Here is an 11,973-nt window from a genome sequence, read left to right as displayed (position 1 = left end):
TGCTACCTCGAAGTCACTATACCTGTTTAAGAAAACTGGATGAGTTCAACATGAACCCGAAAAACCACTGGATCACCGGCTTGAACTCCGGCACCAGCTTGGACGCCACCCACCAGTCGCTCTGGGAGAGGCTGGTGAAGGTATCCATGAAAAAAAGCAGGGCACTGACGATCAGCACCCCGCGAATTGCGCCGAAGCAGACCCCCAGCACCCGATCGGTACCGGAGAGACCCGTCTTGTCCACCAACAGGCCCACCACATAGTTGACCACGCTGCCGAGGATCAGGGTCGCCACAAACAGCGCCGCGATGGCCAGACCGTTGCGCACCAGCGCATCGGAGAACGAGGTGAAATAGACGGCGAGATCGGGATAGAAATGGCTGGCAATAAAGAAGGCGATAAACCAGGTGACAAGAGACATGGCCTCCTTGACGAAGCCGCGCACCAGGCTGATGAGAGCAGAAAAACCGACGATGCCGATGATGGCGTAATCAATCCAGACCATAGAAAAAGATGTCCTGCGAAATTGCGGCGCAGTCTAACAAAAACGATTGCGCATTGCTTGATAAAAATGTGTTAACTGTTCAAAGCGGCGCCGAAAAGCCGCATTTTTTCAGCACTAAAACGGTTGACCGGCGCCAGAATGCACAACGCCATGGCAATGCCATGGCGTTGTGGTCAGCGGTGTGAGCTTACCCGATGTGGGTCAGGCCACCCATGTAGGATTGCAGCGCAGCCGGGATGGCGATGCGGCCATCTTCCTGCTGGTAGTTCTCCATCACCGCGACCAGAGTACGACCCACCGCCAGACCGGAGCCGTTCAGGGTGTGCAGCAGCTGCGGCTTGCCGTCGATGCGCACGCGAGCCTGCATGCGGCGCGCCTGGAAGTCGGTGCAGTTGGAGACAGAGGAGATCTCGCGGTAGGTGTTCTGGGCTGGCAGCCACACTTCCAGATCGTAGGTCTTGGCGGCGCAGAAGCCCATGTCACCGGTAGAGAGTGCCATCACGCGATACGGCAGTTCCAGCAGTTGCAGCACCTTCTCGGCGTGACCCACCATCTCTTCCAGCGCTTCCCAGGATTGCTCCGGGTGAACCAGCTGAACCATCTCGACCTTGTCGAACTGGTGCATACGGATGAGACCACGGGTATCACGACCGTAGGAGCCCGCTTCGGAGCGGAAGCAGGGGCTGTGGGCGGTCATCTTGATCGGCAGTTCCTGCTCGTCGAAGATCTCGTCGCGGGCCATGTTGGTGAGCGGCACTTCGGAGGTCGGGATCAGCGAGAACTTGCGCATCTTGCCTTCATCTTCCCCTTCGCCCTCAATCCCGGTATTGAACAAATCCTGGGAGAACTTGGGCAACTGGCCGGTGCCATAGAGGCTATCCGGGTTGACCAGATAAGGGACGTAGCATTCGGTATAACCGTGCTGCAGGGTGTGCAGATCCAGCATGAACTGGGCCAGCGCGCGGTGCAGGCGGGCAATCTGCCCCTTCATCACCACGAAACGGGCACCGGAGAGCTTGACGCCATTCTTGAAGTCAACGCCCTTGGCCGCTTCACCGAGATCGATATGATCACGCACCGGGAAGCTGAACTGACGCGGGGTACCCCAGCGGCGCACTTCCACGTTGTCGTTCTCGTCACGACCCACCGGAGTAGTCTCGCTCGGCAGGTTGGGGATGGCGTCGGCAATGGCTTTCAGCTGGGCCAGCAGGGCATCCAGCTCGACCTTGCTGGTTTCCAGCTCGTCGTTGATCTTGGTCACTTCGGCCTTGAGCGGGGCAACATCTTCACCACGACGGGCAGCTTCACCGATGGATTTGGAGCGGGCGTTGCGCTCGGCCTGCAGCTCCTGGGTACGGGACTGCAGATCCTTGCGTTTCTCTTCCAGAGCGTTGACAGCCGCTACGTCCAGAACGTAACCGCGTGTCGCCAGACGAGCGGCAGCCTCTTCGATATCGCTGCGCAGATATTTGGGATCCAGCATGGTTTACCTACTTTTTTAAAATGGGATCTGGGCCTGAGTCATCATGACGGGCTGGGAAACAGATCCGGAAGTTAACATCGGTTGGCGCACCCCAATCGTGTTCAGAATCGGGCCTTCGAAATCAAGAAGATGGTATCAGGCCGAAACCAACGGGGTCAGACGGGCAGTGTAGCAGACCGCCCCCCCGCCCGAACAGGGACTATTGGGGTCGTTTTTGCCGACTTGTGGGGTCAGACACCCCATTTTTCCGGTGTCTGACCACTTTTCATCCAGCAGGAGAAAACACGCGACTAGCGACCCCGTTTTTGCGGGCTCTGCCGGTCCAGTTCGTGGAGGTAGTCGAGCTTCTGGCCGATCTGCTTTTCCAGACCGCGATCGGTGGGCTGGTAGTACTGCTTGCCCGCCAGCTCCGGCGGAAAATATTGCTCGCCCGCGGCATAGGCCCCCGGCTCGTCATGGGCGTAGCGATATTCGGCGCCATAGCCCAGATCGCTCATCAGTTTGGTCGGGGCATTGCGCAGGTGTACCGGCACCTCGAAGTCAGGCAGGTTTTTGGCATCATGAAGCGCCGCCTTCCAGGCGGTATAGACCGCATTGCTTTTCGGGGCACAGGCAAGATAGACGATCGCCTGGGCGATGGCTCGCTCCCCTTCCGCCGGACCGATCCGATGGAAGCAATCCCAGGCCGACAGGGCGACCTGCATGGCACGGGGATCGGCATTGCCCACATCTTCCGAGGCAATCGCCAGCAAGCGGCGGGCAATATAGAGCGGATCGCAACCGGCACTCACCATGCGGGCATACCAGTAGAGCGCCGCATCCGGCGCCGAACCGCGAATGGATTTGTGCACCGCCGAGATGAGGTCGTAGAAGTGATCCCCCCCCTTGTCGAAGCGGGCCACATGCTCCCCCACCACGGCAGCGAGCAGACCGCTGTCGATCACCCGCGCCCCAGTGCTGTCGGTTTCGGCCATGTCGGCCAACAGCTCCAGATAGTTGAGGGATTTGCGCCCGTCCCCATCGACCGCCTTGGCCAGCGCCTCTTTGACGCCGGGGGCAAAGGTGAGCGCCGGATCATTGAGACCACGGGGATCGGTCATCGCCTGATCGATCATGGCGAGGATGTCGCTCTCCTCCAGCCGCTTGAGCAGATAGACCCGGGCCCGAGAGAGCAGTGCGTTGTTGAGTTCGAACGAGGGGTTTTCAGTGGTGGCACCGATAAAAGTGATGGTGCCATCTTCGATGTGAGGCAGGAACACATCCTGCTGGCTCTTGTTGAAGCGGTGCACTTCATCCACGAACAGGATGGTACGCACCCCGCGCCAGCTGTTCTCCTTCGCCTTGTCGATGGCGGCGCGGATCTCCTTGATGCCGGAGGTGACCGCAGAGAGCCGCTCCACTTCAGCCTGACAGTAATGCGCCATCAGCTCTGCCAACGTGGTCTTGCCGGTACCGGGCGGCCCCCACAGGATCATCGAGTGGCAGTGACCCGCCAGAATGGCTTTGCGCAGGGGCTTGTCAGCCCCCAGGATATGTTGCTGACCGATATACTGGTCGAGGTTTTGCGGCCGCATCCGGGCCGCCAGCGGACGAAAGTCCGATGAAAAATCCAGCGACAAGTTGCTCATCTGTATTGACCGTTCAGTATCACGGATACCGCCATGGAAAAACGGTCCGACGAGGAATCCAATAAGAGGTTACTCATCGGCATTGACCACCCTGCGTCACGCCACTCGCCTTTGACTGGCGCAGTGGCGCACAATCCAACGACCGAGGGCTCATTAGCGCTGGTCGTCCAGCTCGACCCCCTTCGGGATCTTGAAAACAAATTCGTTGCCCTTGAGCACCGGCTTGCGGTTGAAGCTGCTCAGGGTGAATTCGCTCCACTGCCCTTGCGCCTCTTTCACATCGAAACGGCTGATGTTGTTGGCCCGATCGAAGGTGACACGGAAGGAGGCGATCAGCTCATCTTTGTTGCGGCTGGTGACGGTGTAAACATCCCCCTGCTGGGTCACGTCATAGTTCTTCCAGAACTTGTCGTCATTGCCGGCGATCAGAATAAAGGGGGTGTTGAGCACTGCATCTTTCAGCTTGAGGGCAGTGACCTGCTCGACGAAGGGATCATAGACCCAGACATCCTGACCATCGGCCACGATCAGGCTCTCATCCGGCGAGGTGGTGTGCCAGTTGAAACGGTTTGGCCGCTGCACCAGCAGATCGCCGCTGGCCTTTTGCAACTCCTTGCCCTTGCTGTCATAGACGGTCTGGGCAAACTTGGCGGAGAAGAGGCTGACACCCGCCAGCTTCTGTTTGAGATCGCTGGCCGCATCGGCCCACACCTGACTGCTGGCCATCAGCAGTACGGTACCCATCAACAGTTGTTTTTTCATCACGCTCTTCATAAAGACGCTCTCGATAAAAGGCCACGCCCGCGGAGGGCATGGCCAGGGATAGTATGAAACGGTGAGGCTTAGTCCCGCACCGGCGGCGGAGCCAGCACGTCGCGCTGACCATTGCCGCCCGGTGAGCTGACGATGCCCTGATTCTCCATCTGCTCGATGAGACGGGCTGCCCGGTTGTAACCAATCTTGAACTTGCGCTGGACGCTGGAGGTCGAGCCACGGCGAGATTCCACCACAAAGGCGACCGCTTCGTCGAACAGGGGGTCGAGCTCTTCATCGCCACCACCGCCATATTCGCCGCTGCCACCCTCGCCACCCGACTCACCGGAGAGGATCTCCTCGATGTAGTTCGGCTCGCCGCGCAGTTTCCAGTCCGCCACCACCTTGTGCACTTCGTGGTCATCGACGAACGCACCGTGTACCCGGGTCGGGTTGGAGGTACCGGACGGCATGTAGAGCATGTCGCCCATGCCGAGCAGCGATTCGGCCCCGCCCTGATCGATGATGGTGCGCGAGTCTATCTTGCTCGACACCTGGAACGAAATACGGGTCGGGATGTTGGCCTTGATAAGGCCGGTAATCACATCCACCGACGGACGCTGGGTCGCCAGAATGAGGTGAATACCGGCCGCCCGCGCCTTCTGGGCGATACGGGCAATCAGCTCTTCCACCTTCTTGCCGACGATCATCATCATGTCGGCAAATTCGTCCACCACCACCACGATGTGGGGCAGTTTTTCCAGCTCCGGCGGCATCTGATCCATGGAGTCACCCGGACGCCACAGCGGGTCGAGCAGCGGCTCGCCCGCTTCGATAGCGGCCAGCACCTTGTCGTTGTAGCCCTTGAGGTTACGCACGCCAACTGCCGACATCAGTTTGTAACGACGCTCCATCTCGCCCACGCACCAGCGCAGGGCGTTGGCGGCGTCCTTCATATCGGTCACCACCTCGGTCAGCAGGTGCGGGATCCCTTCGTAGACCGAGAGTTCCAGCATCTTGGGGTCGATCATGATGAAGCGCAGGTCATCGGGGGATGACTTGTAGAGCATCGAGATGATCATGGTGTTCACCCCCACCGACTTACCGGAACCTGTGGTACCGGCCACCAGCAAGTGCGGCATCTTGGCCAGGTTCACCACCACCGGCTCCCCTGCGATGTCCTGACCCAGGCCCATGGTGAGCGGGTTGCGGCTGTCGCGGAAGGCATCGCAGTCGAGGGTCTCGCGCAGGTAGACGGTCTGGCGCACCCGGTTGGGCAGCTCAATCCCGACGAAGGTCTTGCCCGGGATCACTTCAACCACCCGCACACTGCTGGCAGAGAGGGAACGGGCCAGATCGCGCGAGAGGTTGGTGATCTTGCTCGCCTTCATGCCCGGCGCCAGATCCAGCTCGAAACGGGTAATGACCGGGCCCGGATAGACGCCGACCACCTTGGCCTGCACGTTGTAGTCGGCAAGCTTGGCCTCCACCAGACGGCCCATGCGATCCAGCTCATCCTTGCTCATCATCTGGGTCTTGGCAGGCGGTCTGTCCAGCAGTTCGATGCTTGGCAACGGGGGCATCGTGGATTGCGGACGACGCTTGGGCCTGGTCGGTGCGACGGCTACCGGTGCGGCGACCTCGTCGTCACCCTCGGCCCACGGCAGATCCAGATCGTCCTCATCATCGTCATCGGCCACAGCCAGTACCGGCTGACGGCGACCATTGGCAGCCGCCACCGCACGTTTGGGCTTGGCAGCCGGAGCCGGCTCGTCATCTTCATCATCAAACTGCGGGTCGAACTCGAAGGTATCGTCGTCGAGTTCCGGCAGCCACTCTTCGGCGGCGGCCTTCTGATCCTTGGCCTTGGGCCTGCGAGTCCAGCTGGTGTGTGGCTCATCTTCCTCGTCATCAAACGCGATGGCCCCTACCCCGCCTTCCAGCAAGGGATCCGGCCCCTCGTTGCGGGGTTGACGCCAGCCACCGGTCAGCCAGCGGCCGAGGGTGGTCGGGAAGTGGTAAACGGCGCTGACCGAACCGGTACAGGCCGCGCCGATCTGCTCGACGATGGTAAGCCATGACCAGCCGGTAAACAGGGTGATGCCGGTTGCCACGAAGCAGAGCAGCATCAGGTTGGCCCCGACGCCGCCAAACAGCGGCACCACCGCGGAGGCAATCACATCCCCCACCAGACCACCGGCGGAGAAGTTCTGCATATCGTTGAAGTTCATGCTGGCAATGGCCGACATGCCGAGCACGGTCAGGATAAAGCCGATGATCCGCACCCCCAGGGTGAGGTAATCCACATCGAGCAGACGGCTCGGGCGCCAGAACAGACTCCAGCCCAGCAGTACCACCAGCGGCGGCACCAGATAGGAGAAGGCACCAAAGGTAAACATGGTGATATCGGCGAGCCAGGCACCGGCACTACCGGCGAGGTTCTTCACCTCCCCTTGCCAGGAGGTCTGGGACCAGCCGGGATCAGCGGGATGATAGGACAACAGGGCAAGCAGAAGATAAGCAGCCATCAGGGTGATGGCGATCAAGACGGCTTCGAAGATCCGTTGTGTACCTGATAAAGGAGTAAACAGCTTTTTATCGGCCAAACTCCGGCTCCTTTCTGAAAACATGTAATGCAGGAAATAAGGGGGCCTAGTATCCCCGAAAAGCCCACCGATTGTCAGCCAGAGCCTGATGGGACGGGGCCATATTTGCAATTATCTTTACAAGAAGAAACGAGCGGACCGGCCGCTCGTTTCTGACTGTCATGGTGTCTCATATGGAAAAGAAACCACGGCATAACCTGCTTTATCGGGTGCTGATCACCAGACGACTGCTCTGCTTGACCTCTTCCATCACCACGTAGGTGCGGGTGTCGTTGACACCGGGCAGACGCAGCAGGGTTTCCCCCAACAAACGGCGGTAAGCCGACATGTCGCTGACTCGGGTCTTGAGCAGATAGTCGAAGTCACCGGAGACCAGATGACACTCCTGGATCTCTTCGAGTACCTGAACAGCCTTGTTGAACTGTTCAAATACATCGGGCGCCCCGCGATTGAGGGTTATCTCTACAAACACCAGCAGAGATGCGTCCAGATAATGAGGGTTCAGAATAGCGGCATATCCTTCGATATAACCTTGTCGCTCGAGGCGACGAACCCGTTCCAGACACGGTGTAGGACTCAGGCCAACTCGTTTGGACAACTCAACATTCGAAATCCTGCCATCCTTTTGCAGTTCATTAAGAATGTTGCGGTCAATCCTGTCCAAATCCTTTAGCCGACTCTTAGCTTCCATCATTTTATTCCATCCTTTGGCTATTTTTTGGTAAGAATCACCAGTCATTTTATAATTATGGTCACAAATCCTGTCAATACCTGAATATACTAGGCGCAAATGTTGGTTAACATTTTGGCAACATGAAACACCAATCTATAGACGAGGGATAGCATGATTATCGGTGTACCTAAAGAGATAAAAAACCATGAATACCGCGTAGGCATGGTTCCGGCCAGTGTACGTGAACTGACAGCACGAAACCATACTGTTTTCGTCCAAAGCGGTGCCGGAAACGGCATTGGCTTCAGCGATGCAGATTATATCGCTGTTGGCGCCGAAATTTTGGCCTCTGCAGCAGAGGTTTTCGCCAAAGCCGAGATGATCGTCAAGGTCAAGGAACCTCAGCCTGTCGAATGTGCCATGCTGCGTCCGGGTCAAACCCTGTTCACCTATCTGCATCTGGCGCCAGACTTGGCCCAGACCGAAGCCCTGCTGCAAAGCGGCGCCATCTGCATCGCCTATGAAACCGTCACCGACGGCCGTGGCGGCCTTCCCCTGCTGGCCCCCATGTCGGAAGTGGCCGGACGCATGTCTATTCAGGCTGGTGCCCAGGCGCTGGAAAAATCGCGCGGTGGTAGCGGGGTGCTGCTCGGCGGCGTACCCGGTGTCGAACCGGCCAAGGTGGTGATCATCGGCGGCGGCGTGGTCGGCTCCAATGCAGCCCGCATGGCCATTGGCCTGCGCGCGGATGTCACCATCCTCGACAACAACGTCGATACCCTGCGCCGCCTCGATAACGAGTTCCAGGGCGCGGCCAAGGTGGTCTACTCCAACAGCGAGACCCTGGAGCGCCATCTGCTGGCCGCGGATCTGGTCATCGGCGGCGTGCTGGTGCCGGGTGCCACTGCGCCAAAACTTGTCAGCCGTGACCACATTGCGCGCATGAAGCCGGGCTCTGCCATCGTCGATGTGGCGATCGATCAGGGCGGTTGTGTGGAAACCTCCCACGCCACCACCCATGAAGATCCTACTTTTATCGTCGATGAGGTGGTGCACTACTGTGTCGCTAACATGCCGGGGGCGGTGGCTCGCACCTCGACCGTGGCGCTCAACAATGCCACCCTCCCCTTTATCATCAAGCTGGCTCAGCAAGGCTACCGCGACGCCCTGTTGTCAGACGTACACCTGCGTCATGGCCTCAACGTGATGAATGGCAAGCTGACTTGCAAGGAGGTGGCCGTGGCTCATGGCCTTGCCCATACGGATGCCCTGACCCTGCTGAACTGATCTGCGCTGGCCTGCGCCAGTCAACGATGAGTGAAAATCCGCCCGCGATGGGCGGTTTTTTTATCCCTTTATTTCGCGCTGTCACCCCTTGCGAACACGATTAGTGCAATCGACTCGCCAGCCTTTGACCGCGGATCACGAATTACCTACAATCGCGCAAACTCATCACATCCCGGAAATTACATCATGAGCCAAGTCACTCACAGCAAATTGCTGATCTTAGGGTCAGGCCCGGCCGGTTACACCGCGGCCGTCTACGCCGCCCGCGCCAACCTCAATCCCCTGCTCATCACCGGCATGCAACAAGGGGGTCAGCTGACCACCACCACCGAAGTGGAGAACTGGCCAGGTGATCCGGAAGGTTTGACCGGCCCGGTGCTGATGGAGCGTATGAAAGCCCATGCAGAGAAGTTCGATACCCGTATCCTGTTTGATCACATCAACAGTGTCGAATTGACTCAACGCCCATTCCGCCTCAAGGGCGACAACGGCGAATACACCTGCGATGCCCTGATCATCGCGACCGGTGCCTCCGCCAAGTATTTGGGCCTGCCCTCCGAAGAGGCCTTCAAGGGCCGCGGCGTCTCCGCCTGTGCGACCTGTGACGGTTTCTTCTACCGCAATCAGGAAGTGGCGGTGATCGGTGGCGGCAATACCGCCGTTGAAGAAGCGCTTTATCTGGCCAACATCGCCAAGAAGGTGCACCTGATCCACCGCCGCGACGAGTTCCGTGCCGAAAAGATCCTGATCAAGCGTCTACACGACAAGGTCGCGAGCGGCAACATCGTGTTGCACACCCACCAGACTCTGGACGAAGTGCTGGGCGATCAGATGGGCGTTACCGGTGTACGCCTGCGCAACACTCAGGACAACAGCACCAGCGAGCTGCCGCTGATGGGCGTCTTTATCGCCATCGGCCACCAGCCCAATACCCAGATCTTCGATGGTCAGCTGGAGATGCAAAACGGCTATCTGAAGGTGCGTGGCGGGCTGGACGGTTTTGCCACCCAGACCAGCATTGAAGGGGTGTTTGCCGCCGGTGACGTGGCCGACCACAACTACCGTCAGGCCATCACCTCCGCCGGTACCGGCTGCATGGCAGCCCTCGATGCCGAGCGTTATCTCGACGCACAATAAACGCGCGCAAGATGTGATATAAGGCATACCAGTCGGTATGCCTTTTTTCATTTAAGGAGTCTAATGAAACAGAAGATATTGATTGTCGAAGATAGCCTGACCATTCGCCGTATGCTGACTCAGGCCATTGCCCAGCAGACTGGCCTCGAGATTGACGCCTTCGATACCCTCGAAGGTGCCCGTCACTGCCGGGGCGAGGAGTATGTGGTCGCACTGGTGGACTTGACCTTGCCGGATGCCCCCCGTGGCGAAGCGGTGAACGAGCTGCTGGAGCGGGGTTTGCCGGTGGTGATCCTCACTGCCGACATCAGCGAGGATAAACGTGCCGCCTGGCTGGAAACCGGCGTGCTGGACTATGTGATGAAGGATTCGCGCCACTCGCTGCAATACGCCGTCAGTCTGGTGCACCGCCTCTATCTCAACCAGTCCATCGAAGTGCTGGTGGTCGATGACTCACGCACCTCCCGCCACCGCACCATGGCCCAGTTGCGCAAACAGCTGTTGCAGGTGCATGAGGCGAGCCACGCCCGTGAGGCGATGGCAATGCTGGAGCAGCACCCGGCCATTAGACTGGCACTGGTTGACTACTACATGCCGGATATCGATGGCATCAGTCTGGTGAGGATGCTGAGAGAGCGTTACAGCAAGCAGCAGCTCGCAATTATCGGGATCTCGGTCTCGGACAAGCGCGGTCTATCTGCTCGCTACCTCAAGCAGGGCGCCAACGACTTTCTCAACCAGCCGTTCGAGCCGGAAGAGCTGCAGTGCCGGGTCAGCCACAATCTGGAAGCACTCGAGCAGTTCAACAGCATTCAGGAGTCAGCCAATCGTGACTACCTGACCGGTCTCTACAACCGGCGTTACTGGTTCAACGAAGGGCAAAAGTGGTTTGAAGAGCATCAACGCCAGCAGACACAACTCGCGCTCTGTGTGCTCGATGTGGATCACTTCAAGCAGGTCAACGATCACTGGGGCCATGCCATCGGCGATCAACTGCTCTGCCACCTGACCCGGCTACTGACCCAGTTCTTCCCCGATGCCATGATCGCCCGCTTTGGTGGAGAGGAATTTGCCATGATGGTGCCCCACTGCACCGTCCCCGTGTTGATCAAGCGTCTTGAAGGGCTGCGTCAGCAGCTGCGCCAGCAACCCCTGTCACCGGAGACCCCGCTGTTTGTGCGCGCCAGTTACGGCGTGATCAGCGTCGGGCGGGTATCCATGGACGAGGCGCTGAGCGAAGCAGACCGGCTGCTTTATCAGGCAAAGAACACCGGTCGCGACAAGATAGTCTCTCAAGAGACGGCTATCTGAATCCTCAGGGCATCAGTCCCGTGTATTACCGCCCGACAGACTTTCCAGCAGGAGAGTCTGCGGGTTCATTTCCTGCCACCGTCTCCCCATCACCATGACTATCGACAGTCAGTAAGTCTTGTCGACCCGCACCCCATCATCGAAATAGAGAATGCGCACCTTGTCCCCATTGGCAAAGACCATGGCGGGATCATAATCCTGGATCACATTGATAAGTGCCTGTTGCTCGTTACGGATCAGCAGCTCCACCAGCTTGTTTTCCACCACGGTTCCCCCAGACTGGTATTGCTGCGCGGCCGCAGCACCCGCGAGCGCTCCGACGGCGGTGGCGATTTCACGGCCATGACCGCCGCCAAACTGGTTGCCAAGCAGGCCACCCAGTACGGCACCACCCAGCGTCTTCCAGCCAGAGTGCTCGGACTCCAGGATCTGACGCTGGGTAATATTGCGCACCGTTTCGACCTGGCCAAACACCACCTGATTGACCGGCCGCGCGGTATTGCGCTGGTAAACTTCCGCCCCGGCGGGCGCCGTGACAAAGTAGAGCAAGCTGGATACTATCAGGATAATGGCCTTCATCTATGAACCTC

The 11,973-nt window shown here is 58.8% G+C and carries 11 protein-coding genes; 4 read left to right on the top strand and 7 right to left on the bottom strand.

Annotation, left to right across the window (positions count from 1 at the left end; translation table 11 throughout):
- Positions 1 to 16: 16 nt before the first annotated feature.
- Positions 17 to 505, bottom strand: coding sequence for a CvpA family protein (locus tag OKC40_RS08700; protein ID WP_042657886.1), 489 nt, complete (start codon positions 503 to 505; stop codon positions 17 to 19).
- Between the two features lie 8 nt (positions 506 to 513).
- Between OKC40_RS08700 and OKC40_RS08695 the strand changes: the two genes are divergently transcribed.
- A complete protein-coding gene (locus tag OKC40_RS08695; RefSeq protein WP_162626921.1) occupies positions 514 to 690 on the top strand; it encodes a hypothetical protein in 177 nt (58 codons plus the stop codon).
- Positions 691 to 692: 2 nt separating this feature from the next.
- Here the strand turns inward: OKC40_RS08695 and serS are convergent, their stop codons facing one another.
- The 5 genes from serS to lrp form a co-directional block, all read right to left on the bottom strand.
- Positions 693 to 1,988: a serine--tRNA ligase gene (gene serS, locus OKC40_RS08690; RefSeq protein ID WP_042657885.1), complete on the bottom strand. Its 1,296-nt coding sequence runs from the start codon at positions 1,986 to 1,988 to the stop codon at positions 693 to 695.
- 290 nt (positions 1,989 to 2,278) lie between these two features.
- Entirely contained in the window at positions 2,279 to 3,616 is a 1,338-nt protein-coding gene (locus OKC40_RS08685) for a replication-associated recombination protein A (protein WP_270794826.1), read from the bottom strand.
- 153 nt (positions 3,617 to 3,769) lie between these two features.
- Entirely contained in the window at positions 3,770 to 4,378 is a 609-nt protein-coding gene (gene lolA, locus OKC40_RS08680; RefSeq protein WP_042063852.1) for an outer membrane lipoprotein chaperone LolA, read from the bottom strand.
- Between the two features lie 80 nt (positions 4,379 to 4,458).
- Positions 4,459 to 6,975, bottom strand: a complete 2,517-nt coding sequence (locus OKC40_RS08675) for a DNA translocase FtsK (protein ID WP_075112405.1) — start codon at positions 6,973 to 6,975, stop codon at positions 4,459 to 4,461.
- Between the two features lie 202 nt (positions 6,976 to 7,177).
- Positions 7,178 to 7,669, bottom strand: a complete 492-nt coding sequence (gene lrp / locus OKC40_RS08670) for a leucine-responsive transcriptional regulator Lrp (RefSeq protein WP_005300047.1) — start codon at positions 7,667 to 7,669, stop codon at positions 7,178 to 7,180.
- Between the two features lie 150 nt (positions 7,670 to 7,819).
- Between lrp and ald the strand changes: the two genes are divergently transcribed.
- The 3 genes from ald (at position 7,820) to OKC40_RS08655 (ending at position 11,383) form a co-directional block, all read left to right on the top strand.
- Positions 7,820 to 8,935: an alanine dehydrogenase gene (gene ald / locus OKC40_RS08665; RefSeq protein WP_042657883.1), complete on the top strand. Its 1,116-nt coding sequence runs from the start codon at positions 7,820 to 7,822 to the stop codon at positions 8,933 to 8,935.
- Positions 8,936 to 9,121: 186 nt separating this feature from the next.
- Complete coding sequence (gene trxB, locus OKC40_RS08660) at positions 9,122 to 10,072, top strand: thioredoxin-disulfide reductase (RefSeq protein WP_270794823.1); 951 nt, start codon at positions 9,122 to 9,124, stop codon at positions 10,070 to 10,072.
- A 63-nt stretch (positions 10,073 to 10,135) separates the two neighbouring features.
- Positions 10,136 to 11,383: a diguanylate cyclase gene (locus OKC40_RS08655; protein WP_182932480.1), complete on the top strand. Its 1,248-nt coding sequence runs from the start codon at positions 10,136 to 10,138 to the stop codon at positions 11,381 to 11,383.
- A 108-nt stretch (positions 11,384 to 11,491) separates the two neighbouring features.
- Here OKC40_RS08655 and OKC40_RS08650 read toward each other — a convergent pair whose 3' ends face one another.
- Positions 11,492 to 11,962, bottom strand: coding sequence for a glycine zipper 2TM domain-containing protein (locus OKC40_RS08650; protein WP_270794821.1), 471 nt, complete (start codon positions 11,960 to 11,962; stop codon positions 11,492 to 11,494).
- Between the last annotated feature and the right edge of the window lie 11 nt (positions 11,963 to 11,973).

Origin of the sequence: Aeromonas sp. QDB11, assembly GCF_027705265.1 — a bacterium.
Taxonomy (GTDB): Bacteria; Pseudomonadota; Gammaproteobacteria; order Enterobacterales; family Aeromonadaceae; genus Aeromonas; species Aeromonas allosaccharophila.
Note: the sequence above shows the minus strand (reverse complement) of the source record. Positions and strands in the feature narration are given on the sequence as shown.

Bases quoted from the DNA above. Each gene is read 5' to 3' on its own strand.
- OKC40_RS08700 (WP_042657886.1), bottom strand. From the start codon at position 505: ATGGTCTGGATTGATTACGCCATCATCGGCATCGTCGGTTTTTCTGCT.
- OKC40_RS08695 (WP_162626921.1), top strand. From the start codon at position 514: ATGTCCTGCGAAATTGCGGCGCAGTCTAACAAAAACGATTGCGCATTG.
- serS (WP_042657885.1), bottom strand. From the start codon at position 1,988: ATGCTGGATCCCAAATATCTGCGCAGCGATATCGAAGAGGCTGCCGCT.
- OKC40_RS08685 (WP_270794826.1), bottom strand. From the start codon at position 3,616: ATGAGCAACTTGTCGCTGGATTTTTCATCGGACTTTCGTCCGCTGGCG.
- lolA (WP_042063852.1), bottom strand. From the start codon at position 4,378: ATGAAAAAACAACTGTTGATGGGTACCGTACTGCTGATGGCCAGCAGT.
- lrp (WP_005300047.1), bottom strand. From the start codon at position 7,669: ATGATGGAAGCTAAGAGTCGGCTAAAGGATTTGGACAGGATTGACCGC.
- ald (WP_042657883.1), top strand. From the start codon at position 7,820: ATGATTATCGGTGTACCTAAAGAGATAAAAAACCATGAATACCGCGTA.
- trxB (WP_270794823.1), top strand. From the start codon at position 9,122: ATGAGCCAAGTCACTCACAGCAAATTGCTGATCTTAGGGTCAGGCCCG.
- OKC40_RS08655 (WP_182932480.1), top strand. From the start codon at position 10,136: ATGAAACAGAAGATATTGATTGTCGAAGATAGCCTGACCATTCGCCGT.
- OKC40_RS08650 (WP_270794821.1), bottom strand. From the start codon at position 11,962: ATGAAGGCCATTATCCTGATAGTATCCAGCTTGCTCTACTTTGTCACG.